This is a genomic window from Pseudomonas flavescens (genome assembly GCF_013408425.1).
GTDB classification, from domain to species: Bacteria; Pseudomonadota; Gammaproteobacteria; order Pseudomonadales; family Pseudomonadaceae; genus Aquipseudomonas; species Aquipseudomonas fulva_A.
Genome location: NZ_JACBYV010000001.1, coordinates 627,277 through 652,598, shown reverse-complemented (window position 1 = coordinate 652,598; position 25,322 = coordinate 627,277). Strand labels below are relative to the sequence as shown.

Annotated in this window: 21 protein-coding genes; 7 read left to right on the top strand and 14 right to left on the bottom strand. The window is 62.4% G+C overall.

The window, feature by feature from the left end:
- Position 1: 1 nt before the first annotated feature.
- The 6 genes from FHR27_RS02765 to FHR27_RS02740 form a co-directional block, all read right to left on the bottom strand.
- Positions 2–1,318, bottom strand: coding sequence for a flippase (locus FHR27_RS02765; RefSeq protein WP_042556846.1), 1,317 nt, complete (start codon positions 1,316–1,318; stop codon positions 2–4).
- Positions 1,315–2,421: a nitroreductase family protein gene (locus FHR27_RS02760; protein ID WP_179537715.1), complete on the bottom strand. Its 1,107-nt coding sequence runs from the start codon at positions 2,419–2,421 to the stop codon at positions 1,315–1,317. Before FHR27_RS02760 ends, FHR27_RS02765 begins: the two co-directional genes overlap by 4 nt.
- A gap of 498 nt (positions 2,422–2,919) precedes the next feature.
- Positions 2,920–4,422: an ATP-binding protein gene (locus FHR27_RS02755; RefSeq protein WP_179537714.1), complete on the bottom strand. Its 1,503-nt coding sequence runs from the start codon at positions 4,420–4,422 to the stop codon at positions 2,920–2,922.
- Between the two features lie 329 nt (positions 4,423–4,751).
- The gene (locus FHR27_RS02750) at positions 4,752–5,114 is read right to left on the bottom strand and encodes a response regulator (protein ID WP_042556847.1); all 363 of its coding nucleotides are present in this window, start codon (positions 5,112–5,114) and stop codon (positions 4,752–4,754) included.
- Positions 5,115–5,129: 15 nt separating this feature from the next.
- The gene (locus tag FHR27_RS02745; RefSeq protein WP_042556848.1) at positions 5,130–6,572 is read right to left on the bottom strand and encodes an ATPase domain-containing protein; all 1,443 of its coding nucleotides are present in this window, start codon (positions 6,570–6,572) and stop codon (positions 5,130–5,132) included.
- Between the two features lie 108 nt (positions 6,573–6,680).
- On the bottom strand, positions 6,681–7,841 hold the full coding sequence (locus FHR27_RS02740) for a two-component system sensor histidine kinase NtrB (protein WP_179540014.1): 1,161 nt from the start codon (positions 7,839–7,841) through the stop codon (positions 6,681–6,683).
- A gap of 152 nt (positions 7,842–7,993) precedes the next feature.
- Here FHR27_RS02740 and FHR27_RS02735 point away from each other — a divergent pair, with 152 nt between their 5' ends.
- The 3 genes from FHR27_RS02735 (at position 7,994) to FHR27_RS02725 (ending at position 12,681) form a co-directional block, all read left to right on the top strand.
- Positions 7,994–9,634, top strand: a complete 1,641-nt coding sequence (locus FHR27_RS02735) for a VRR-NUC domain-containing protein (RefSeq protein WP_179537713.1) — start codon at positions 7,994–7,996, stop codon at positions 9,632–9,634.
- Entirely contained in the window at positions 9,631–12,000 is a 2,370-nt protein-coding gene (locus FHR27_RS02730; protein ID WP_257026797.1) for an ATP-dependent DNA helicase, read from the top strand. Before FHR27_RS02735 ends, FHR27_RS02730 begins: the two co-directional genes overlap by 4 nt.
- A gap of 162 nt (positions 12,001–12,162) precedes the next feature.
- Positions 12,163–12,681 carry a hypothetical protein gene (locus FHR27_RS02725; protein ID WP_179537712.1) on the top strand — a complete coding sequence of 173 codons (519 nt, stop codon included), beginning with the start codon at positions 12,163–12,165 and terminating at the stop codon, positions 12,679–12,681.
- Here FHR27_RS02725 and FHR27_RS02720 read toward each other — a convergent pair whose 3' ends face one another.
- Positions 12,682–13,812: a M14 family metallopeptidase gene (locus FHR27_RS02720; RefSeq protein WP_042556852.1), complete on the bottom strand. Its 1,131-nt coding sequence runs from the start codon at positions 13,810–13,812 to the stop codon at positions 12,682–12,684. It abuts the gene before it with no gap.
- Between the two features lie 139 nt (positions 13,813–13,951).
- Between FHR27_RS02720 and FHR27_RS02715 the strand changes: the two genes are divergently transcribed.
- Entirely contained in the window at positions 13,952–14,350 is a 399-nt protein-coding gene (locus tag FHR27_RS02715; RefSeq protein WP_179537711.1) for a hypothetical protein, read from the top strand.
- A gap of 544 nt (positions 14,351–14,894) precedes the next feature.
- Here the strand turns inward: FHR27_RS02715 and ahpF are convergent.
- A complete protein-coding gene (gene ahpF, locus FHR27_RS02710; RefSeq protein WP_042552239.1) occupies positions 14,895–16,448 on the bottom strand; it encodes an alkyl hydroperoxide reductase subunit F in 1,554 nt (517 codons plus the stop codon).
- A gap of 245 nt (positions 16,449–16,693) precedes the next feature.
- On the bottom strand, positions 16,694–17,257 hold the full coding sequence (gene ahpC / locus FHR27_RS02705) for an alkyl hydroperoxide reductase subunit C (protein ID WP_042552238.1): 564 nt from the start codon (positions 17,255–17,257) through the stop codon (positions 16,694–16,696).
- A 181-nt stretch (positions 17,258–17,438) separates the two neighbouring features.
- On the opposite strand from ahpC, the gene FHR27_RS02700 reads away from it, so the two are divergent.
- Together FHR27_RS02700 and FHR27_RS02695 are read left to right on the top strand one after the other, a co-directional pair.
- The gene (locus FHR27_RS02700) at positions 17,439–18,239 is read left to right on the top strand and encodes a substrate-binding periplasmic protein (RefSeq protein WP_257026795.1); all 801 of its coding nucleotides are present in this window, start codon (positions 17,439–17,441) and stop codon (positions 18,237–18,239) included.
- Positions 18,240–18,328: 89 nt separating this feature from the next.
- On the top strand, positions 18,329–19,525 hold the full coding sequence (locus tag FHR27_RS02695; RefSeq protein WP_179537710.1) for an MFS transporter: 1,197 nt from the start codon (positions 18,329–18,331) through the stop codon (positions 19,523–19,525).
- Here the strand turns inward: FHR27_RS02695 and FHR27_RS02690 are convergent.
- The 3 genes from FHR27_RS02690 to FHR27_RS02680 form a co-directional block, all read right to left on the bottom strand.
- On the bottom strand, positions 19,522–20,820 hold the full coding sequence (locus tag FHR27_RS02690; protein WP_179537709.1) for an FAD-dependent oxidoreductase: 1,299 nt from the start codon (positions 20,818–20,820) through the stop codon (positions 19,522–19,524). The genes FHR27_RS02695 and FHR27_RS02690 overlap by 4 nt on opposite strands.
- Positions 20,821–20,854: 34 nt before the next feature.
- Positions 20,855–21,283, bottom strand: coding sequence for a 3-isopropylmalate dehydratase (locus FHR27_RS02685; protein WP_179537708.1), 429 nt, complete (start codon positions 21,281–21,283; stop codon positions 20,855–20,857).
- A gap of 106 nt (positions 21,284–21,389) precedes the next feature.
- Positions 21,390–22,190 (bottom strand): AraC family transcriptional regulator, encoded by an 801-nt coding sequence (locus FHR27_RS02680; RefSeq protein WP_042552234.1) that lies wholly within the window; start codon positions 22,188–22,190, stop codon positions 21,390–21,392.
- 99 nt (positions 22,191–22,289) lie between these two features.
- Between FHR27_RS02680 and FHR27_RS02675 the strand changes: the two genes are divergently transcribed.
- On the top strand, positions 22,290–23,219 hold the full coding sequence (locus FHR27_RS02675; protein WP_042552233.1) for a DMT family transporter: 930 nt from the start codon (positions 22,290–22,292) through the stop codon (positions 23,217–23,219).
- A gap of 206 nt (positions 23,220–23,425) precedes the next feature.
- Here FHR27_RS02675 and FHR27_RS02670 read toward each other — a convergent pair whose 3' ends face one another.
- On the bottom strand, positions 23,426–23,866 hold the full coding sequence (locus tag FHR27_RS02670; RefSeq protein WP_042552232.1) for an HIT family protein: 441 nt from the start codon (positions 23,864–23,866) through the stop codon (positions 23,426–23,428).
- Positions 23,867–23,939: 73 nt separating this feature from the next.
- Complete coding sequence (locus tag FHR27_RS02665; RefSeq protein WP_042552231.1) at positions 23,940–25,223, bottom strand: MFS transporter; 1,284 nt, start codon at positions 25,221–25,223, stop codon at positions 23,940–23,942.
- Between the last annotated feature and the right edge of the window lie 99 nt (positions 25,224–25,322).

The following is a 25,322-nucleotide window of genomic DNA, read 5'->3' as shown; positions in this document are numbered from 1 at the left end:
ATCACGTTCTCCTGAATTCACGAATCAACTGGGGCACGCTAATGAACACGTGCAGGAAAATACTCTTGGTCATCATGATGAACAGCGGCCGTGTCTTGCGTGACAGCAGCAGGCTCACGTAACCGGCGATGGAATAGGAAATCAGCGTCGCCCAGGCCGAGCCGACGACACCATGGCTCTGGATGAGGAAGTAATTGAGCACGATGTTGCTCACGGCTCCCAGGCCCTGGGTGACCAGGGAAAAGATGAAGGCCTCTTCGATGATGATCCACTTGCTGAACAGCGCGCGCATGAACACGAAGGTCGCCGCGAAGATATGGATAGCCAGCACCGGACCGGCATCGGCGTACTGCTCGCCATAGAGCGTCAGGATGATCCAGTCGGAGAGAAAGAACACCACGACCGCCAGGCCGAACGCCATGAAGAACAACACATCCAGCGACACCTGCATGAAACGGTTGTAGCCCGCCGTATCGGTCTTGCTGAGGTCGATCATCTTCGGGAAGACCGACGCCATGAGGATGGTCGGAATCAGGTACCAGGCTTCCGACAGCCGCGAAGCCGCCGAATACACACCCACCGAGTACTCGCCGAGCATGTACTGCAGCATGATCTGATCGACCTTGAGGTAGATCACCGCCGACAGCGAACCGAGGAAGATCAGCAGGCTTTTCTTGAGCAGGGTCTTGCCCAGGGTCCAGGAAAAGTCGAAGCGGAACTCGCGCTTGAGCATCACCGCATAGCAGACCAGGATCGCCGAGGTGACCATCACCACCACCACGTGGGCCAGGGCGATATACACCAAACCGGCACCGGCGATGGCCAGGATCATCTTCAGGCCGTTGCCACCGAGCTGCCCGACGAAGCCGGCCACTGCTGCATACTTGGCCTGAACCCGCGCCTGGAACCAGTCGATGAGCATCTCGAACGGCGTGAAGAACAGCGCCAGAGCGGTGAACAGCAGCACCAGGAAATTCTGGTCGTTGCCGATCAGGTAGGTGCCCATCATGATCGCGAAGGCGATCACCGAGCAGCCCACCTTGATCACGAATACCGTCGAGAGAATCTGGTCTTCGTTATCCGGGTTGCTGCGCAGTTCCTTGACCACCAGGCCGGTCAACCCCAGGTGCACCACGATGCTGAGCAGCCCCAGCAGCGCGAGTGCGTAATTGAGGTAACCGAAATCTTCGGGCCCCAGGTAACGGGCCAGTACCACGGTGGTCGCCAGGCCGATGGCCAGCATCAAGAACTTCTCGGCCAGCATCCAGCCAGAGTTGAGGAGGTACTTCATGCCCTCCTGGACACGCGTGGCACTCATCGGCTGGACGTCTCCAGGTGCCCGTAGCTGCGGGCTTCATCCAGCGACAGCTTCTGCGAGTACGGCACCAGACCGGTGTCCGCCGCATAGCCCAGAGAGATGAACATGACGATGCGCTCGTCCGGGTCGAGCTTGAGCAGCTTGGCCGCCGCTTGCTCGCGCTCGGGAATGTCCGGCCAGTTGATCGAACAGGACGACACGCCCTGCGTCTCCAGCGCGAACATGAAGGACATCGCGGCCAGCGCGCCGTCGATGTAGATCACATGGCGATCACGCACGTGCGGGTAGGCACGCAGACGCCCCACCACGGCAACGATGGCCGGGAAGTTGTGATCGAAACCGGCAACGCCCATCGGCAGACGCGACGCCTGCGCCACGGAAGCGGCGTCATCGAAGATCAGGAAGCGGTACGGCTGACGGTTACAGGCACTCGGCGACTGCACGGCGACTTCCACGGCCTTGTCGATCACCTCGCGCGGAACCGGACGATCCTGATACCAGCGAACCGAGCGGCGCTTCATCGACAGTTGACGCATGGCGGTGTAATCGACGCTCGGCGTGCTCACGTCAGCGGCGAAAGGTACCCGCTCGGTATCGGGATTGCGCAAGCTGCCTGGCGAGCTGACCGGGCGCTCGAGGCGAGCGAATTTCTCGCGGGCCCGGTTGATCACCGGGTGTTCGCCGGTCACGGTGAAGTACTCGGCGAGCACATCGTGAGCCCAGCTGACTTCGTCGCGATCCACGTTGCCGTTGAGCGAGGCGATGTAGCTGTCCACGGTGTCGCCGATGTAGTCCAGGGCGAACACTTCGCGCCGGGGCTGCATGATCAGGCCCTTCTCGATACGGTGCACGGCACGGCGCAGGAAGTAGTTGACCGGCTCGGCACCGGATAGATTTTCCTCGTGCTGCAGGTGCCCGACCACCACGGCATACGCTTCACGATCGAACGCCGACGAGAAGAACGAATAGTGGAAGCGCCGCAGTGTGGCCGACCGTGAAAGCGCACGGATCCAGCCCATGGACAGTTTCTTCTGCAACCCTTTCAGGTTATCGATGCTGTCGCGGGGCAATACCTTCTTGAGGGATTCCTTCAACATTTTCATAGGCTGTGATTACCGTTCAATGGTTAATATCTCCCCCACAATCGCCATAGTGGTACGGCGACATTGAATTGATAGACGCAGGCAGTTATCAGCCCAACCGCAAGCGCCTGCACGCCACCAGAAGCCGATCATGGCTGGCGCATACAGCAAGCATCCCTACCCTGACGCAATCACCGGATCCCCTCTGCCCGCTCACCGGGAGCACGCAGGGAAAATGGCATTGGTACTGCAAACGGATCGACGTCCAGGCCAGCACTTCAAGAGGCTGGAGGTGGCGATATGGGCTACCGCCTTTTCGTTGTCAGGGTTTAGGACTACGGAGCAACGCTTTGATTCCGCGCGGCGATGCTTTCCTGGGAAAAAGTTGCCGAGAGGCCGCCAAGCCTGACAACAGAGCGGTCGAGACGGAGCCTGACAACCGGAAAGTGATGGGCGACAGGCGGCTTCGCCAAGGCAAAGCCGCCATCAACCTTTACGGCTGAAAGCACTGCACCGGGCCTAGCGCCTACCTGGCAAAAGGTCGTGCAGGGTTTCACTCAACTCACGTATGGAGAAGGGCTTGCCGATGGTTCTTACGCCCTGCCCCAGAATGGCCGATTCGGCATTCACCTCAGCGAAGATCAACAACACCGGCAAATCTGGCCGATAGCCGCGAGCGATATCCGCCAGCTCCGAGCCGGTCATCCCTGTGAGGCTTGCATCCGTGACCAACAGATCGAATGAGGCACCCGCGCTCAGCAGGTCGATGGCGGCCTGCGGCTCGGTGGCGTTGACGACTTCATGACCCATCTCGCCAAGCACTTCGCAAACCAGCAGACGCACCGCGGAGTCACTCTCGACCAGCAAAACCCGATGACCCACTTTGCGCACAGGCGCCACCACCGCCTGGTGGTCGACCGCCTCACAAGCGGGCAGAAACAGGCGCACCGTGGTACCAACACCTCGCTCACTGTGGATGGTCGCCTGGCCGCCGCTCTGCCGTGCGAAACCGTGCACCATGGAAAGACCGAGACCGCTGCCCTGGCCAACGGACTTGGTGGTGAAGAACGGATCGAAAACCTTCTCAAGCGTATCGCTGCTCATGCCGGAACCGGTATCCGAAAGCGCGATGACCAGATAGCGCCCTGGCGAAAGGTCAGGCAGCGCCGCCCTATCTCCCTCGGCCAGATCGACCAGTGAAGTATGCAACCTCAACTGCCCGCCACCGGGCATGGCGTCACGGGCGTTGACGGCAAGGTCGAGAATGGCATTTTCCAGCTGCCGGGCATCGGCCAGGACGCGAGCATCGGCGTGCTGATAGTCGCCCTGCAGCGAGATGCCGTCACTGACCGTACGCCGGATGAGTGACTCCAGCGAATCGATCAATGAACTCACCGCCACCGGTCGGGCATCCAGAGGCTGGCGAAGAGAAAAGGTCAGCAATCTCTGAGTCAGAGCGCTCGCTCGGTCCGCGGAAACGCTGGCAGCCTCGATGAAACGTTCGATCCCTTCCAGACGACCGCTCGCCACGCGGCGCTTCATGATGTCGAGCGCGCCGATGATACCGGTGAGCATGTTATTGAAATCATGGGCGATGCCACCGGTCAACGAGCCGACAGCGTCCATCTTCTGACTTTGCAGCAGGGCCAGCTCACCCGCGCTGCGATCGCCGTCCAGAAGCGCGCCACGCGCACGCTCGGTCAAAACGGACAGGCAACTGCAAAGCGAACGCGAGGTGAATGGGCGCTCCAGCAATACGGCACCATAACCATCGACCGCTGTTGGCTGCTGCGCAGGGTTGGCCGCTGCCAGTACGATGACGGGAGTGGACGATTGGAGGATTTGCTCTAACGCATGCCCCTGATCGCGGACCGCCTCTTCGGCGATCAATACGGCACTGATATCGCTGGCCAGGAATTCGCTCAGCCTCCCCAGACCAGGGCAGACCTCGAAGGTGAAGCCCAGAGGTGCGAGCAGTGGCAGCAACAGATCCGACTCATCACTGCAGATCAATATGCGCATGGGGACCATCCGCGGGCAACCAACGTGTGTCGCCGAGAGAAAACTTTTGCAGGTTCCATTCGCGCAAATCCACACGAGCCCACGTCGCGATCGGCGTTATCCAGCAGCGGCAGGAAAACGGCCAGACCGGCGCTCGGCTCCCGGGCGCCATTGGCAACCCGTACTACAACCTCATCCATGGATAACCGCTCTCGACGCAATGGACTGCCGCAGGCTCGACTCGAGAGCCACGGCGCATAACAGCCTTCGACACCGGTGCACGAGCCATGTTCCAGAAAGAGGGGCGTTATAAAAGCGAGGTGATCAGCGCAACTGGGGGGCGATATTGATCAGCTCGGGCCGATCAGTTCCTTGACCTTGGCGATGACCTGATTGATATCGAAGGGCTTGTCGAACACCGCAGCGAAGAGTTCCGGGCTGGCCCGTCCGACACTGCCCTGGGCGCCGCTCATGAGAATGATCGGCAGGTCGCCGGATGCGGGCCGCGCCCGAATTGCACGGGCGAATTCGAGGCCATCCATGATTGGCATCATGAAATCGGTAATGACCAGTTCGGGGCGTTCGCGGTCGAGCACCTCCAACCCCTTGCGGCCGTTGCTCGCCTTCACCACCATGTAGCCTTCGTCTTCCATGGCATAGCCGAGAATATCCGCAATCAGGTATTCATCGTCGACTATCAGGATGGTTGTCATAGTCAATAGGCTCGATCAGGCGTCTTGCGCCGGCACGGCGTTCCCCGACAAGGCGCCTGCCGCATTCTTGAATGCCTTGCTGAGTTCAATACCATGATCGCTGATGACCACTTCCAGGAGGGAGGAATCGTAATAGCTATCCCTCATCTTAAGTATGGAAAGCAGGCGCTTTAGTTCAGCCTCCTTTTCCACGAAACGCATGAGAACCAGATTGTCGACGATGCTCGACAGCTCCGGGGCCGGCGCATTGATCTCGGCAGCGAACAGATCGCGCATTTCCCACGTGGCGAAAACCGTGACGCCCATCGCGCGCAGTTGGCTCATCAGCGCGCTGAAGAACTCGACAAGACGCGCGCTGCTGGTAGCTACACGCGCCATACCGCCGAGGCTGTCGATATGCAGCCGCTTGATGCCTTTGTCTCTGACGGCGTTGATCACCCGCGCGCCAAGGCCGTCGAGCAATCCTTCGGTGGTTGGCTGCCACATGATATGCAGCGCACCGGACTCTTCCATGGCGCGCAGATCGATGCCCAGTGCCGCCGCTTTGAGGCGCAGCCGCTGTGGCGTCTCGTAGAAGCCGAAATGCAGGCCTGGGGCCTCGACAGTGGACTGAGCGAGGAAATTCATGCCCAGAGTGGTCTTGCCGACGCCGGCGGGGCCCATGATCAAGGTGACCGAGGATTCCGACAGGCCTCCACCGATCAGGCTGTCCAGGCTTGGAATGCCACTGGAAATCCGCGCCAACGTCGCGCTGTCGTCCTGACTCGGCTTGCTGTACAGGCTCTCCAGGCGCGGGTGGATCACCAGGCCATCGTCGGTGATCTCGCACTCGTGCAGCCCAGACAGCGCACCGCTGCCTCGGGTCTTGCGCAAGTGAATGCGGCGTACCGAGCGTGCCCCGAACAGCTCTTCGCCCAGTTCGATCACGCCATCGACCATGGTGTGCTCCGGGCTACCGTCATCAAGGCGAGAACTGGTCAGAAACAGCACGGTGCAACCGGCGAAAGCCGCGTGCCCCTGCAACTCGGAAATGAATTTCTTGGTGTCGATCTGATTTTCCGCCTTGGAGCGGGCATTGAGCAGACCATCGACGATCAACAGCGTCGCTTTCTGGCGACTGATTTCACGACGCAACAGCTTGACGACCTCGTCCAGGCCCTCGTTCTCCAGCGTATCGAACGCACTGACGAACTGGATTTCCGCACCGACCTTGGTCGGGTCGAAGAAGGTCATCGTGGAGAGGAACTGAAAGAGCCTTTCGTGGGATTCGGCCAGCAGAGTGGCCACCAGCACGCGGCCACCATCACGCACATGATTGAACGCGATCTGGTTGGCGAGAATGGTCTTGCCCGAACCTGGGCGCCCCTGAACGATATAGGATGCCCCGGCTACCAGTCCGCCCTTGAGCAGCGCGTCCAGTCCATCGATCCCACTTTGAAGGCGTTGTAGCTGTTCCAAGTTCTGGCCTGCCTCAATCGAAGTTACGCAACGGTAACCTAGGCTTTAATGTGCTCTTCCCAGGCGTTAACGCACTGATAGAAAAGGCGATTCGCAATACTAGCATGTTCACGCACGTTCATCTGTCGCTTGCCCGATGGCTGCCGGCAAGTAAAGCGTTACCCTTGCCCCCTGCCCCAGCGTGCTTTCCACATGTACACCGCCACCCGCCTGACGGGCAAAACCGTAGACCTGACTAAGCCCCAGTCCAGTTCCCTTGCCAACGTCCTTGGTGGTGAAAAAAGGTTCGAACAGCCGTGAACGGATCGCCGGGTCGATGCCTACGCCCTCGTCGATCACTGAAATCGACACGAACGCCCCGTGCAAATCGTCCAGCTCCCCTGAAAGCACACGATTCTGTGCCTGTAGCCTGATAACGCCTGTCGCGGACATGGCGTCGCGTGCATTGAGAATCAGATTGAGCAGCGCCATCTCCAACTGGCTGGGGTCCAGCTCGACCTGATGTAATCCTGGCGCGAACTGCATTTCCAGGCTCATCGTCTTCGGCAATGCCTGACTGACGAAGGTGTGTGCCGTGTCGAGTAACTCATCGAGATCGACGAGACGGCTGGGCATCTGCTCGCAACGGGCGAAGGTCAACAGGTTGCGGGTCATCTGCGCGCCACGCTCGCCTGCATCCTGAATGCTCGCCAGCAGGCTGGCCAGTCGTTCCGGACTAGCGGCACGGCTAGCCAGCTTGGCAGCACTGAGAATGATGGTCAGCAGATTGTTGAAGTCGTGCGCCATACCGCCACTCAGCTGGCCCAGAGCCTCCAGCTTCTGCGCCTGGAAGAGCTGTGCGCGCAGACCGTCGTAACGCAAATCCGCCTCGTGGCGCTCAGTGATGTCTCGGGTAATCTTGGCCAGCCCGATGATTTCACCGCGCTCATCGCGAATCGCATCGATGGCCACCAGGGCCCAGAAGCGCGTGCCGTCCTTGCGAACTCGCCAGCCTTCATCCTGGGAGCGCCCATCCTGAAGTGCCCTTTCCATTAGCAGCCTGGGCTTGCCCGCCTGCCGGTCCTCTTCGGTATAGAACAGGGACAGATGCTGGCCGACGGCCTCTGCGGCATCGTAGCCCTTGATGCGAGCAGCACCAGCATTCCAGGAGACGATGCGGCCATGCGTATCGAGCATGAAGATCGCGTAATCGACCACTGCCTGAACCAGCATCTCGTAATGACGCTCAGTCAAGGTGCTTGCGGAGAGAGGGGCTAACTGGCTGTTCATGATGCAGCGTTCACAGCGGCGATGGACGTGCAGTGTAGTCCGCCAGCGGTGGCAAGGGACAGCATGTTGTGCGACCCCGTTCATCTCCTGCGGATTGTCAAACGAGGAGCGGCCTGATATCTGTATATAAAACCAGTATCCAGCTTTAGCTCATGTCAGCGTCGAACGATCCACGTTTCTATTATCTGCACAACTTCCACAAGGCGCTGACCTGGATTGGTGAACGCCATGCCGACCTGCTGAGCGCGAACGAACGTGAGTTCCTGCTCGGCTTCGGTGCGCTCGACGAATCGGCACAGGCCCTGCTGGTGCGCATGATCATGCGCAAAGGCGTGCATTTTCGTGCCAGCAAGCTGAACTATCAGGAGATTGGCTGCTGCCGCCAGGCCGCCACACCGCTGATCGCCAATGGCTGGATAATCGATAATGCCGCGCTGCAGCTGGACCAATTGCTGGCGCTGCTGCGCAAGGACGAAATCGTTATCTGTTTCGCCGGCAACCTCAGTGATCGACGTGCCCGCAAAGAGCACCTGCTGGAACAGCTCAGTGAGCACTTCGATGAGGCACGGGCTTTCGATGCCTGGTGCCCGACTCTCGACGATGCCCTTTACAGCCTGACCATCGATGACCTGAGCGAGCGCCTGCGGTTGATGTTCTTCGGCAACCTGCGTCAGGAATGGTCGGAGTTCGTGCTCGCCGATCTGGGTATATTTCGCTACGAAAGCGTCGATTTTCCGCCCGACTCGCGAGCACTGCGCTGTCGCGAGGATGTCGACGACTACCTCCACCTGCAGCGCTGCCGGGAGGCGTTCGAAGCCGGTGACGCCACGGCGGACCTGCTCGAACGTATAGACACCCGCCGCTACGACAACCCTTATATCGCCGAGCGGCGTGCCAAGTTGCTGTTTCGCATCGGTCAGCATCTGGAACGTTGTGCCGAGTTCGAACTGGCGTTGCAGGTATACGCCAGCAGCCGTTACGGCGCCGCGCGGCAGCGACAGATTCGCGTACTGGAACGCACCCTGCGTTACAGCGAAGCCTTCGAACTGGCAGGCCAGGCCATCGCAGCGCCCAACAGCGATGGCGAACTGCAACTGGCCGAGCGAGCCCTGGTGCGCCTGACCCGGCAATTGGGCATGCCTGCGCAGAAACGCGCCAAGGCGCCAGCACCGCCACGCCTCGATCTGCAACTGCCCAGGCTGCCGTCGCTGGCGGTGGAGCAGCTCGTGCAACTGCACCTGCAGCGCAGCGAGGCCCCCGTGCATTACGTCGAGAACACGCTGATCTGCAGCCTGTTCGGCCTGCTCTGCTGGCCCGCGGTATTCGCCGCCGTACCTGGCGCCTTCTTCCATCCGTTCCAGCACGGCCCGGCCGACCTGCTCACCGCCGACTTCTACCCACGCCGGCGAGAACTGTTCGCTGCGTGCCTGGAGCAACTCGACGATGACCGTTACCGCCACAGCATTCGTCGCACCTACCGCGACAAGTTCGGCATTCAGTCACCTTTCGTGCACTGGGGCGTGCTCAGCGAAGCATTGCTGGACCAGGCCCTCGACTGCCTGCCGGCAGCCCATTTGCGCGCCTGGTTTCGGCGCCTGCTCGGCGATATCCAGGCCAATCGCGCCGGTATGCCCGACCTGATCCAGTTCTGGCCCGAGGAAAAACGCTACCGCATGATCGAGGTGAAAGGCCCGGGTGATCGGCTTCAGGACAACCAGCGCCGCTGGCTGGCGTTCTGTGCCGAGCACGGCATGCCGGTGGACGTCTGCTACGTGCAGTGGGCCGACGCATGAGCTACCGCGTGGCGGTGCGCGCGCTCTGCGAGTTCACCGCCAAATGTGGCGACCTCGACCTGCGTTTCACGCCCTCACCCACTGCCCAGGAGGGCATGGCCGGCCACGCCACGGTAGTCAGCCGACGTGGCGAGCACTACGAAGCGGAAGTCCCGCTGGCAGGTGAATTCCTCTCCCTGCAGGTACGCGGCCGGGCCGACGGGTTCGATCCGCACAGCAACCTGCTCGAAGAAATAAAGACCCACCGTGGCGACATCAGCCGCATTCCCGACAATCACCGCCAACTGCACTGGGCGCAGGCCCGGGTATACGGCTGGCTGCTCTGCCAGAGCCGCGATCTGGCGAAAATCGATCTCGCGGTGGTGTACTTCAACGTCCTCACGCAGAAGGAAAGCGTGTTCCGCGAAACCCGCACGGCTGACGAGCTGCAGGCGTTCTTCGCGCAACTGTGCAGCCGCTTCATCACCTGGGCCGAGCAGGAACAGGCTCATCGCCAGCTACGCGACAGCGCGCTGGCCGAACTGCGCTTCCCCCATGCCGAGTTTCGCCTGGGCCAGCGGCAACTGGCCGAAGCCGTTTACCGGGCGGCCCGCGATGGCCATTGCCTGATGGCCCAGGCCACTACCGGAATCGGCAAGACGCTCGGCACGCTGTTCCCGCAGCTGAAGGCATTCGCGGAAAACGGCCTGGACCGGCTGTTCTTTCTCACCGCGAAAACGCCGGGTCGCCAACTGGCACTGCACGCGCTACACATTCTGCGCGGCGAGACCCTGCCACTACGCGTACTCGAACATGTCGCCAGGGACAAGGCCTGCGAGCACCCCGACAAAGCCTGTCACGGCGAATCCTGCCCGCTGGCCCGTGGTTTCTACGACCGCCTGCCCGCCGCGCGCCAGGCCGCGGTCGAGTGCACCTGGCTGGATCAGGCCGCAGTGCGCGACATCGCCCTCCAGCATCAGGTCTGCCCCTATTACCTGAGCCAGGAGCTGACCCGCTGGGCCGACGTGGTGGTATGCGACTACAACTATTATTTCGACCTCAGTGCCCTGCTCTACAGCCTGACCCTGATCAACGAGTGGCGCGTGACGCTACTGGTCGACGAAGCCCACAACCTGATCGAACGGGCCCGGCGTATGTACAGCGCCGAGCTCGATCAGGGGCGCTTCGAAGCCATGCGCAGCAACGCGCCCAAGGGCCTGAGTGCCGTACTGACACGCATCAGCCGCCACTGGAAGCAGTTGCACAAGGAACTGTCCGAGGACTACCAGACCTATCCGCAACCACCGGACCTGCTGCTTCTTTCCCTGCAGAAGGCGGTCAGCGCGCTTACCGATCACCTGACCGACCAACCCACCGGCAATGATGGCGAACTGCTGCAGTTCTACCTCGACGCCATGGCCTTCTGCCGCCTGGCGGAAGCCTTCGGCCCCCACTCGCTGTTCGACGTCAGTCGCAAGGCGGATCCTCGCGGGCGCAGCCATTCGGTGCTGTGCCTGCGCAATATCGTGCCGGCGCCCTTTCTCGCCCCGCGCTTCGAGAACAGCCACAGCACCACGCTGTTTTCCGCCACCCTGAGCCCGGCCGGCTACTACGCGGATCTGCTCGGCCTCCCGGAAGCGACACCCTGGCTGGATGTCGAGTCGCCGTTCCAGGCCGCGCAGTTGCAGGTTCAGGCGGTGAGCAACCTGTCGACCCGCTATCAGCACCGCGAGCGGTCATTGGCGCCCATCGTCGCCCTGATGGCGCGGCAGTTCGCCGAACGCCCAGGCAATTATCTGGCCTTTTTCAGCAGCTATGCCTACCTGCAGCAAGTGCTGGAACTGTTCGACCACGAGCACCCGCAGATCACCCGCTGGGTACAGGCCCGGCAGATGGACGAAACCGAACGCCAGCAGTTTCTCGAGCGCTTCCGGCCGGGTGGCCAGGGGATCGGCTTCGCGGTGCTGGGCGGGGTTTTCGGCGAAGGCATCGACCTGCCCGGGGACCGTTTGATCGGCGCCTTCATCGCCACTCTGGGGCTGCCGCAGATCAACCCGATCAACGAACAGATCAAGCAGCACATGGCCGAGATGTTCGGCAGTGGCTACGACTACACCTACCTGTTTCCCGGGCTGCAGAAAGTGGTACAGGCCGCTGGCCGGGTCATCCGCACCCCACAGGACAGTGGTGTGGTGCATTTGATGGACGACCGCTTCACCCTGCCCGAAGTACGTGCCCTGCTACCAGGCTGGTGGCAGGTGCAACGCAGCCGTGTACCTCAGGTCCTGGGTGCGCAGGTCAGCCGTCGGTTGCCAGCGCGCGGCGCCCCCGCAGCACTGCCAGCGCCGCCGCCACCACAGCAAGGCCTGTTCGACCTGCCGAGCTGAGCGCCTCGCCACGGGCGGCAGCGGCTTGCCGTGAGCGGCAAGGGAATGCCCAGGGCACCCCGACGTGAGAAATAATTCCTTTGACAATCAATCGACTGGCAGTAACCGAGCGGCTGGCACAGGCCTTGCTGAAGTGATGACTCACAGCCAAGGAGGTCCGCCATGAGCAGCATCGGTTCGCTCACCCATTACGGAACGACAAGCCCCCTGCAGCGCAGCCGTGTCGACGCGCTGGATTTCAAACAAAGCCGTGAGGCTGCATCGCTCGCCAAGCACGAGAAGGCGCAGGAAGCCAGTGCGCCGCCCAGGGGATTCAAGGGCGATCAGGCGGACTCCAGCCAGCAGGCCTACGACGAAGCCTTCGCGCGGATGATGGTCAACCTGTACAGCTCGGCTCAGGACTCGCAACAGGTGTCCGACAGCACAGGTGGCGACAGCTCGACCGGGAAACCGACCGCCGACAGTGCCCTCGCCCAGTTCATGGCCTACATGGACATGTCGCCTACCGAGAAGATGCGCGACAAGATCCTCAAGGAAATCGGCATGAGCGAGGAAGAGCTCGAGAACCTGCCACCTGAGCAACGTGCTGCGGCCGAGAAGGAAATCGCCGAAAAGATGCAGACCCTGCAGGAGTTGCAGGCCGCGCAGGATGAGCAAGACACCCTGCACGAGCATGCCTGATCAGCGCAGCCGATCGACCATCTCCGCCACCACGTCGAGCATCTCACCGGCCAGTTTCATCGAACGCTCGCCGTTCCAGCCCGTCAACGGATCCGGCGTATCGTCGTGATCCTTGAAGGGCATCTCCAGGGTGAACGACAGGCAGTCGAACTCCTGCCCGACCGAGTTGCAGGCCAATGCCGTATTGGCCTGGCCCGGTGCGCTGCGCGGGTATCCGAAGCGCGTCTGGAACTCGGCACCGCGCTCGACCAGACGGCTGCGGAACTCACTCTCCAGCGCTTCCAGTCGCGCGGAGAACCCGGGATTGCCTTCGCAGCCGGCAGTGAACACATGGGGGATTTCTTCGTCTCCGTGGATATCGAGAAACAGATCCACGCCCACCTCACGCATGGCCTGCTGCACGAAGAACACCTCCGGGCTGCGCTCGAGGCTGGCCGACTGCCAGGCACGATTGAGGTCCTGCCCCGCAGCGTTGGTGCGTAGATGGCCACGGAAGGCACCGTCCGGGTTCATGTTCGGCACCAGATAGAGATCGGCCTGCTGCAGAAGAGCATCCAGAATGACGTCGCTGCTGTCCTGCAGACGGCGGACGATGCCCTCCATGAACCACTCGGCCATGTGCTCGCCCGGATGCTGCTGGGCGATGATCCACACCTTGCGGCTCGCTTGCGGGTGGCGATGCACGCGCAGCAGCTCGATATCCCGCCCCTCGATGCTGCGCCCGCAGCCATGCAGCTCGACACCCGGCAAGGCCAGCGCCTGAGCGATCAGGTCACTGTGCCGCTCACGGCTGTAGGGCTCGAAGTAGGCGAACCAGATGTGTTCATGCTCGGGCTCCAGGCCGAAATGCAGAGCGCCATCCTCGAAGCGGCTAGGTACCCGGAACCAGGTGCGCTGATCGTAGGAGGCTACCGCGTTGTAGCCCGTCCAGGCATGGCTATAGGCCGACTGCCCGGCGTTGGTGATGCTGAAATCATGGCGCGCGCCTGGTGTCAGGCCCTCGACCTGGAAATGAAACCACTGGAAATGGTGGCTGTTGAGATCCGGGCGCATGGTCAGCAGCACCTTGTGCGGGTCGCTGGCGTCCTGCACGAGGATGTTGCCGCTGTCGAAATCCGAGCTGATCTTCATGGTTGTTCTCAATGCTGCTTCACGGTCGTACCAGCATCGCAGTTTCCACGCTCGGGGGAAATCGCACGTGGGTGATTGCAGGCCACCGTGGTGCGGCTCACACTGCACACCTCGATTCTTTCTGCTATTCGGAGCCAGCGTGTCCCTAATCGATGATCAACACCGCCAGCGCGTGCTGGATGCCGCCGAGTCACAGGACTGCACGGTCTATCGCCCGGATGAGGACGATAGCGACGCTGAAGAACAGGACATGGGCGATGCCAAGGTCCTGTTCACCGGCCCGTTCGAGCCGCCTCAGGAATGGGACGCTGCCGAGCGTGACGACTATTTCGATGGCAGCGACCCGGCGCTGTTCTTCACCGCGCTGGTGGCCTGCGAAGCCAAGCCGGGCTCGAGGGCCTTCTTCATTCCACAGGCCGGCGATTACCTGGCAATCATGTCCGCTGGCGGCAAGGTGGACATGTACTTCGTCTGCGAGCGGCTCGACGACGAGCAGGGCCCCAGCTTCGTGCTGATTCGCGATGAAGAGACCGACTGAGCGATTCGATCCGGCGGCAGCACTGCATCGCTCGGCCGAATCGCCCGCAAGCGGGCTCCTACGGATAAGCCTCCTACCCTTGTCATGCCTGCCAGCGCCCCGTAGGGGCCGGCTTGCCGGCGATACTCGGTGAGTAGCTCACCTATTGCCCACCAGCGGTTTGCTGCACTACCGGGGTGCTCGCAAGACGGGGGCCTCGTTGACATGAAACCGCCTACGGATGCTGCACCCGCCACAGTCATGCCTGCCAGCGCCCCGTAGGGGCCGGCTTGCCGGCGATACTCGGTGAGCAGCTCACCTATTGCCCACAAGCGGTTTCCTGCACTATCGGGGTGCTCGCAAGACGGGGGCCTCGTTGACATGAAACCGCCTACGGATGCGGCACCCGCCACAGTCGTGCCTGCCAGCGCCCGTAGGAGCCGGCTTGCCGGCGATCGCTTCGGCAGAAGGCTGCCATTCTTGGTTGATTGCCAAGATCCCCGGAAAGCAGAAATGAAAAAGGCGGGCCATCAGGGCCCGCCTTTTGTACGTCTGACTCAGCGCATCAGCTACGGATCAGGTGATCGAAAGCGCTCAGCGAAGCTTTCGCGCCCTCGCCCACGGCGATGACGATCTGCTTGTACGGCACGGTGGTCACGTCACCTGCGGCGAAGATGCCGGGCAGCGAGGTTTCGCCGCGAGCGTCGACGATGATTTCGCCACGGTCCGACAGCTCCACCGAGCCCTTCAGCCACTCGGAGTTAGGCAGCAGACCGATCTGCACGAAGATGCCTTCCAGTGCTACCGAGACGAACTCGTCGGAGTTGCGATCCTTGTAGACCAGGCCGGTGACCTTCTGACCGTCGCCTTTCACTTCGCTGGTCAGGGCGCTGGTGATCACCTTGACGTTGGGCAGGCTGTACAGTTTCTTCTGCAGTACGGCGTCAGCACGCAGCTTGCTGTCATATTCCAGCAGCGTGACTTCGGAGACGATACCAGCCAGGTCGATGGCCGCTTCCACACCGGAGTTGCCACCGCCGACCACCGCCACGCGCTTGCCCTTGAACAGCGGGCCATCGCAATGCGGGCAGTAAGCCACGCCCTTGTTGCGGTACTCCTTCTCGCCCGGCACGTTCATCTCTCTCCAGCGCGCGCCGGTGGACAGAATCACGGTCTTGGCTTTCAGGCTCGCACCGCTCTCGAACTTCACTTCGTGCAGACCGCCGGCGCTGGAGGCCGGAATCAGCGCGCTGGCACGCTGCAGGTTCATGATGTCGACTTCATACTGCTTGACGTGCTCTTCCAGGGCGCGGGCCAGTTTCGGGCCTTCGGTTTCCTGTACCGAGATGAAGTTCTCGATGGCCATGGTGTCGAGCACCTGACCGCCGAAGCGCTCGGCAGCAACGCCGGTGCGGATGCCTTTACGAGCGGCGTAGATGGCTGCCGCGGCACCGGCCGGACCACCACCGATGACCAGCACGTCGAAGGCTTCCTTGCCGTTCAGCTTGGCAGCGTCACGGGCGGAGGCGCCGGTATCGATCTTGGCGAGGATCTGCTCGGCATCCATACGGCCCTGGCCGAAGAGTTCGCCGTTCAGGTAGATGCTCGGTACCGACATGATCTGACGGGACTCGACCTCGTCCTGGAACAGCGCGCCGTCGATGGCGACGTGGCGGATGTTCGGGTTGAGCACGGCCATCAGGTTCAGCGCCTGGACCACGTCCGGGCAGTTCTGGCAGGACAGCGAGAAGTAGGTCTCGAAGTTGAATTCACCTTCGAGGCTGGCGATCTGCTCGATCACGTCGGCAGCCAGCTTCGACGGGTGGCCACCGACTTGCAGCAGGGCCAGCACCAGCGAAGTGAATTCGTGGCCCATCGGCAGGCCGGCGAAACGCAGGCTGATATTGCCATTCGGGCGATTCAGGGCGAACGACGGCACGCGGGCGTCGGTGCCATCGGTCTTCAGGGTGATCTTGTCGGTCAGGCTGACGATGTCGTCGAGCAAGCCTTTAAGCTCCTGAGATTTGTCGCTGTCATCGAGGGACGCGACGATCTCGAACGGCAGGCTGACCTTTTCCAGGTAGGCCTTCAACTGGGTTTTAAGCGTGGCGTCCAACATAAACGAGTCCTCAATGACAAAATTCGGGCAATAAAACGCCCGGACGGGTTACGCCCGGGCGTTCGGGCGCGCTTCCAAAATCAGTTGTTGATTTGATCAGCGCGTAAACGGATTGGGAAACGTAGCGAGCGGTGTTGAGGCAAGGCGAGATCAGGCTCGGGCGAGCAGTTTACGAGCTGTAAATGACGAGCCCGAGCCTGATTTCAACGCAGCATCAGCGACGCGCAGTGGTTTCCCGGCCGTTTTTAGATCTTGCCGACCAAGTCCAGGGAAGGAGCCAGAGTCTGAGCACCTTCTTTCCACTTGGCGGGGCAGACTTCGCCCGGGTGAGCAGCGGTGTACTGGGCGGCTTGCAGCTTGCGCAGGGTCTCGGCCACGTCACGAGCGATCTCGTTGGAGTGGATTTCGACGGTCTTGATCTGGCCTTCCGGGTTGATCACGAAGGTACCGCGCAGTGCCAGACCTTCTTCAGCGATGTGTACGCCGAACGCGTTGGTCAGCTGGTGAGTCGGGTCACCGATCAGCGGGAAGCGAGCCTTGCCAACGGCAGGCGAAGTTTCGTGCCATACCTTGTGCGAGAAGTGGGTGTCGGTGGTGACGATGTACACCTCGGCACCAGCCTTCTGGAAGGCTTCGTAGTTGTTGGCGGCGTCTTCGATTTCGGTCGGGCAGTTGAAGGTGAAGGCTGCCGGCATGAAGATCAGTACCGACCACTTGCCCTTCAGGCTCTCTTCGGTGACTTCGATGAATTTGCCGTTGTGAAATGCATTGACCTTGAACGGCTGGACTTGAGTGTTAATCAAAGACATCAGTGACTCCTTGGAGGGTTGAAAAATTTACAGGAGGGATAGTAGCCCCATATGGACCAAAGAGCCCATTGATTGAAACCATCAATCCAATAAGCTCAGTCAATCGACCCATATAAAAAGCCTTTTAAAACAATAATCTGAAGTTTTCGTCTACCGCAACCGATGATGGAGTCTCAACAGCATGCACCAGCAGCGCACCGGCTCCAGACGGCCTACGCTTTCCGACAACGCCCAATCCTCTCTGGTTCGTGCCATGTGCCCTCGTCTGTGTGCTGCAGTGCTTGCCCTGCTCAGCCTCTGCTGCAGCGCGCAGGAGCGCCCGCTACGCTTCTCGATCACCGAAAGCGGTGTCATGCCTCTGGTCGAGATCCGCAACGGCGAAGCAGTCGGCGGAATCCTCTACGATCTGCCCATGCGGCTGGCGGAAAAAGTCGGCCGCCGTGCCGAGCTGCTGGTATTGCCGCGCCTGCGTGTGCAACGCGCGCTGTTGCACAACGAAATAGACGTGCGCTGCTACGTGAACCCTGCCTGGCTGAGCGAAACCTATCCGCAGTACGTGTGGAGCATTCCCTTCATGGTGCAGCGTGATCTGCTGGTAGGTCGTACCGCCGAGACGGTCACCCCGGAAAAACTGCCCAAACAGTCCATCGGTACGGTGCTGGGGTTCTATTACCCGACCCTGCATCCACTGTTCATGAGCGGCCAACTGCTGCGCGACGACGGCCGCACACAAGGTCTGGTGCTGACCAAGCTCGCAGCCGGACGTTACGATTATGCGATCAGCAACGAACTGGCCCTGCATTGGTACAACCGCCATGTCGACCAGGCCGAGAAGCTCCACCAGGTGCACGAGTTGGCCAGTGACCTGGCCGCCTGCCTGGTCCGCGATGCCCCCGACGTACCCACCATGCAATTGCTGCGCGCCATGGTGCAGATGAAAGAGGACGGCGAGTTCGATGCCATCCTGCAGCGCTACCGCTGAAAGAGGTCGCGGAACAAAGCGGTTCTCTCGACGGCCCATTGCGTGAATAATGCCCCGCCTGATTCGCCGCACGTTATCGAGGTAAACACATGAGTGGCCCAGCCCACGACGCCACGCGCCTGAGCGCGGGGGCGATCCTGCTGATCGAACTGGCCCTGGCGCTTGGCGGTTTTGCCATCGGCACCAGTGAGTTCTCGATCATGGGCTTGATGCCCAATGTCGCCGAGGACCTGGGCGTCAGCGAACCGCAGGTCGGTCACGTGATCAGCAGCTACGCGCTCGGCGTGGTGGTCGGTGCGCCGATCCTGGCGCTGCTCGGCGCACGCCTGCTGCGCAAGACGCTGCTGCTGTTGCTGATGGGCGTCTTCGCAGTCGGCAACCTCGCCAGTGCCCTGGCGCCCGACTACGCTTCGCTGCTGGTCTTCCGCTTCTTCGCCGGCCTGCCCCACGGTGCGTATTTCGGCGTCGCCATGTTGGTCGCCGCGTCCATGGCACCTCCGCACAAGCGCGCCAAGGCGGTAAGCCGGGTGCTGATGGGCCTGAGCGTGGCCATTCTGGTCGGCAACCCGCTGGCCACCTGGCTGGGCCAGAGCGTCAGCTGGCGCTATGCGTTCGCACTGGTCAGCGTGATCGCCCTGCTGACCGTGGCGATGGTCGCGATCTTCCTGCCGGTGGACCGCAACGAGGTGCGCAGCAGCCCGATCAACGAGCTGCGCGCCTTCAATCGCGCGCCCATCTGGCTGGCCCTGGGCATCGGTTCGATCGGCTTCGCCGGAATGTTCTGCGTGTTCAGCTACATGGCGCCGACGCTGCTGGAAGTCACCCAGGTCAACCCGGGAATGATTCCGGTCGCCATGGCGATATTCGGTGTCGGCTGCATCCTCGGCAACATGGCGGGCGGCTGGCTGTTCGACCGCCTGCAATTCAAGTCGGTGGCCTGGATTCTGCTGTGGAGTGCGCTGGTGCTGTTGCTTCTGCCCGCGGCCACCCGTTCGATCTGGACGATACTGCCGGCGATCCTCGCCCTGGGCACCATCGCCGCCCTGTCACCGGCCCTGCAGACCCACCTGATGGACGTCGCCACCGGCGCCCAGACCCTGGCCGCCGCCTCCAACCACGCGGCATTCAACATCGCCAACGCACTGGGCCCGTGGCTCGGCGGCCTGGCGATCAGCGCCGGTTTCGGCTGGACATCGACGGGTTACATCGGCGCGATGACCGCGGTGGGCGGCCTGCTGATTTTCGCTTGGGCGTGGAAGGTACAACAGGCGCGGGGCGCCGCCTAACCGGAAGATGTCGGGGCGACTGGCTGCGCCGCTGACGTGCGCCAGGCGTACAACTCGGCGCCGCCCTTGCCGGACAACAACCACCCGGTACGCGCCCCGACCAGCGTGGAAACGGCATGCTGGCGCCCCATTGGCAGGTGCCGCGCCATGAACAGCGCAGTATCGCGCACGACCGCCAGCCAGGCACTGTCCGACTGGAACAAGGGCGTCAGCAAGCGGCTGGCCTGGCGGTAATAACGAAGATGAGCGCGGCGCAGATCCGCGTAGGCGGCGAAGCGCTCGGGAAAATTCGCCGCCTGCTTCCGGTCCACTGGCCCCAGTGCGCTGGCCAGCGCAACGGCATCGACCAGCGCCATGTTCGCCCCCTGCCCCAGTTGCGGGCTCATGGCGTGGGCACAGTCACCGATTGCCAGCACCCGACCGTCATGCCACCGGGACATGCGCACATCGGCATAGGTGGCGAACATCAAGCGCTGCGCCGAGTCGATCGATTGCAGAAAGGCTTCGGCCGGTTCACCGGCGAGCTGGCGTACCGAATCCTTCCAGGCAGGCAGGCCGGACTGCTGCCACGTACCATGGGTCGCGACAGGCAGACTCCAGAACAGGCTGCTCAGGCGCGTATTGCGGTCGGTGTGGGTAGCGCCGGTCGGCATGATGCCGAACATCTGCGAACAGCCTCGGTACCACTGGCGCAAATCGGTGGAATCGGCGCAATCCGGCGTCGGCACGATGCTCCATAGCGCACCCCAGGGATAGGGCTTGACCCACTGACGGACCTGCATCTGCGCCCGCAACTGCGAGCGGGTACCGTCGGCCAGAATCAACGCCGCGTGGTCGCCGAGTGCGACCTCACCGCCCTGATCATCGGCAGCGATCAGGCTCACATGAGTGGGCGATTGCTGGAAACGGCTGATCGAAACACCCGTGCAGATATTCACGCCAGCCGCGCGCGCCGCGTTGACCAGCGCAGTCATCAGTACACCACGATGGATGCCGAGGCCGAAGGAATCGGCTTGCCAGTGCTGATAGCGGGTGTCGAGAATCACTCTTCCCGCACAGGCGGAGGTGCCGTACAGGCGGCTTACCGGCGCGCCGAGCGCTGCGCATTCATCGAACAGGCCGAGGCTGCGCAAAGCGGCCAACCCGGAAGGCTGCAGGAGAATGCCCGCACCGACCGGCTGCAGGTCGGCGACACGCTCGAAAACGCTGACAGCCCAGCCCTGACGGGCCAGCAGAATGGCACTGGCCAGCCCCGCGGTACCAGCCCCGACGATGGCAATGGGTAAATCTTTCACGGGCACGTCCTGTGCGGGGTTGTTGAGGCGGATTCTACCTCGGCTCGCTGAGCTGGATGTCGAAGCCGCCACGATTCTGGCTGATGATTCGCAAATCTTCACTGCCGCCCGCTTCGACCTTCACCGCTACCTCACGATTGAGGCGACCCTTGCCACACAAGGTTTCGTCCTGCTTGTCGGCGGTGATGCCGAGAATACGGTTGCCTGCAGGTACCTGGAAACGTGCTTCCTCGCCCACCGCGATGCGCGCGGCGATCTTGCGGTCGACCAGCACGGCGACATAACAGCCACCGCCCATCAGCCCCAGGTCACGGGTAACCACGACCTCCCCTCCACCGTTGACCGGCGTCTGGTACGCCAGCAGGCGCTCGGCCGGCACGGCCGTGACCTTATCGGGATCGGCCTGGTACGAAGAGCAACCAACCAGAGCCAGCAGCGGCAGTACGACGAAGATCGAACGCATGGGTTCCCTCCATGGGAATCTCGGTTAAGTGTCGAGTATGACCAGCACACTGCCATGACAGTGCCATAAATCCCGACACGACTCACCGGGATATTTGCGCCACCGTCTATTGCTGTCGCGGCAGGTTGCCCTTGCGGTATTCATCGGGCGACACGCCCATCAGCCGGCGGAACATGCCGATGAACGCCGACGCACTGCTGTAACCCAGATCCAGCGCGATACTTTCCACGGTACGTCCGCGCTCCAACTGCGCCAGCGCCGCGACCACGCGCAGGCGCTGCCGCCATTGCGCGAAGGACATGCCCAGGTCGCGCTGGCAGCGGCGCATCAGGGTGCGCTCCGTGGTATTGGCCTGACTGGCCAATTGCGCCAGCGAGCGAGTGTCCGCTGGGTTGGCCGTCAGCTGCCGCAACACCGGCTCCAGCAGCGCATCGCTGGAACTGGGCAAGTAGCTGCCGACCTTGGGAGCCCGGGCCAACTTGTCGAGCAGCAACTGCAACTGCCGCTCGTTCTCGGCCTGCCGCGCGGCGTCGGGAGGCGATTCGCGCAGGTCGTCGAGCAAGGCACGCACCAGGGGCGTCAGGCTCAGCGCGCAGGGTTCGGCGGGCAGCTCGGCACAATGTTCCGGGGCGACATACATCGAGCAGTGGCAGGCCTCGTGCCGATTGAAGCCGATGTGCTCCAAGTCCGGCGGCAGCCAGATGCCATATTGCGGCGGCGCCAGATAGTGACGCCCGGCGACTTCGATTTCCATGACACCGCTGAAGGCGTAGACGAACTCACCCCAGGCGTGGCGATGACGCGGATAGGTCGCATGCGCCGGCACGCTGGCGGTTCGGAAGAACAGCGGGGCCGGCAAGGCGTCGCTGAACGGGGGGATCTGCAGTCGCGGGGCGTCGATCTTCATCGCTCTGGCGGGTAACCGCTATGCGCTGTCGGGTTTGAACTATATCAGTAGAAATCGCCAGCACCATAATGGTGACCTACTCCACTGGCAGGCTCCGTTATGGACACGCGCAAGAACATCGACGGGCTGGCCGGGGCAATGATGGTCGTGCTGTGCATGATCTGGGGGCTGCAGCAGGTCGTGCTGAAGGCAGCGGCCGATGACGTCGCGCCCATGCTGATGCTCGCTCTGCGCTCGGGGGTGGCCGCCGTGCTGGTGGCATTGCTGATGCTCTGGCGCCGCGACGGCCTGTCGTTGCGCGAAGGCAACTGGCAGCCCGGCCTGATGGTGGGGTGTCTGTTCGCCCTGGAATTCATGCTGGTCGGTGAAGGGCTGCGCCATACCAGTGCCTCGCACATGGTGATCTTTCTCTACACGGCACCTATCTTCGCCGCGCTGGGGCTGCACTGGCGGCTGCCTGCCGAACGCCTGAAACCCCTGCAGTGGCTGGGCATCGGTGTGGCCTTCGTCGGCATCGTGGTGTCTTTCGCAGGGGGCTCGCCGGATCTCGAGACGCGGGATGTCAGCAAGCAGATGTTCGGCGATATCCTTGGCCTGCTTGGCGCCGTGGCCTGGGGCGCGACCACCGTGGTGGTGCGCTGCTCGCGCCTGTCCAGCGCACCGGTCACGCAGACGCTGCTCTATCAGTTGCTCGGTGGCTTCCTGCTGCTGATGCTGGCCTGCGCGCTGACCGGCCAACTGCACTTCAACCCCACGCCGGTGGCCCTGGGCGGCCTGGCGTTCCAGGCGCTGCTGGTGTCGTTCGCAAGCTTTCTGGCCTGGTTCTGGCTGCTGCGCAACTACCTCGCCTCGCGCCTCGGCGTGCTGTCGTTCATGACGCCGATGTTCGGCATCGTGTTCGGCGTATGGCTGCTCGACGAACCGCTGGAAATCAACTTCGTCGCCGGCGCCCTGCTGGTGCTGTGCGGCATCCTGATGGTCAGCGGTTACGAATGGTTGAGCCAGTGGCTGAAGCGACGGCGTTCATAGGAAGGCGTCGAGCAACGCGATGCCCATCGACGCTCGCCACATGGCCCGGTCCATCTACGGTTGGCGGAGCATTGGTGGGCTAACGCCCACCCTGCGGGCTGGCGGGGCGTTGAGCGAAGCGCCGCCCTCCCGCCGAATCGGAGAAGTGGTGGGCTGAAGCCCACCCTACAACGCGAGCACCATCCGCAGGGTGGGCGCCGCGTCGATCAAGCGCTCTGGAAGCGCTTCACCAGCCTGGCTTGCAGTTTCTCCAGCTCGGCCGGATCGGCCTTGCCGCTGCCATGGTTCTGCAAGCCCTGCTCGCTGAAGCGCGGAATCACGTGTACGTGGATGTGATAGACCGTCTGCCCTGCCGGCGCGCCGTTGAACTGGGTGACCTGCACGCCATCGGGCTCGAGCTCATCGACCAGCACCCGGGCGACCTTCTGCACGGCCAGGGTCAGCCTGGTCAGGTTGTCGGCGTCGATCTCGAGGATATTGCGAGCCTCGGCTCGCTTGGGGATCACCAGCGTGTGCCCGAAGGACTGCGGAAACAGGTCGAGGAACACCAGCACATCGTCGTTTTCGTACAGCTTGTAGCAGGGCATCTCGCCGCGAATGATCTTGGCGAAGATGTTCTGCGAATCGTAATCGCCGTAAAGGCTCATGGGCTTCTCCATCGCGTTGTGAACGTGCACGCACCATACCGGCTCGGCCGGCTGGTGCGAAACAATCGAATGCTCAGCGGCCCTTGCGCAGCAGCCCTAACCCGACCACCACGCCGACACCGCACAGGGCGATCAGGTAATAGGCCGGGCCCAGCGGGCTCCACTTCACCAGCAGCGAAACGGCCACCGGAGTCAGGCCACCGAACACCGCATAGGACATGTTGTAGGAGAACGACAGGCCGCTGAAGCGCACTGGCGCCGGGAAAGCATGCACCATCACGAACGGCACCGCGCCGATGGTGCCGACGAACAGGCCGACCAACGCATACAGCGGGAACAGCCAGTGCGGGTTGGCGTGCAGGCCGCTGTAGAACAGCCATACGCTGACCGCCAGCGCACTGCAGCCAACCACCAGCACCCGGCCGGCACCGATGCGGTCGCACAGGGCACCGCTGATGATGCAGCCGATGCTGAGCATGACGATGGCCAGGCTGTTGGCCTTCAGCGAAGTGACCGCATCGAAGCCGTAGAGGGTCTGCAGAAAGGTCGGCGTCATCAGGATCGCCACCACGATGCCGGCCGACAGCAGCCAGGTCAGCAGCGCGGAAATCACCACGCTGCCGCGATGGTCGCGCACCACGGTTTTCAGCGGCAGTTCCTCGGCCAGGGCCTTGCGCTGCTGCATCTCGGTGAACACCGGCGTCTCGTGCAACCACTGGCGCAGGTACATGGCGAACAGACCGAACACACCACCGATCAGGAACGGCACGCGCCAGGCCCAGTCGAGCACTTCCTCGGCGGTGAAGACGCTGTTGATCAGCGTGGCCATCAGCGAGCCGAGCAGGATGCCGGTGGTCAGGCCGCAGGTCAGCGTACCGCAGGCATAACCGATGTGGCGCGCCGGCACGTGCTCGGACACGAACACCCAGGCACCGGGCACTTCACCGCCAATCGCCGCGCCCTGGATCATGCGCATGAGCAGCAACAGCAGCGGCGCGAAGATACCGATCTGTGCGTAGGTCGGCAGCAGACCCATGATCAGCGTAGGCACCGCCATCATCAGGATGCTCAGGGTGAACATGCGCTTGCGTCCGATCAGGTCGCCGAAATGCGCCATGATGATGCCGCCCAGGGGGCGTGCCAGATAGCCAGCGGCGAAGATGCCGAAAGTCTGCAGCATGCGCAGCCAGTCGGGCATGTCCGGCGGGAAGAACAGCTTGCCGACCACGGTGGCGAAGAATACGTAGATGATGAAGTCGTAGAACTCCAGCGCGCCGCCCAGGGCAGACAGGGACAGGGTCTTGTAATCGCTACGGGTCAGGGGCCGGCCAGGTGCCGGCGATGCTGCGCGGTGCATGGGGAGCAATCTCGTGGGGGTCTTCGGGAGGCCTCGACCGGGAGCATCCGAGCGAGGGGGCACACACGATAGCAAATCCGCGGCGTCACGGCAGTGCCA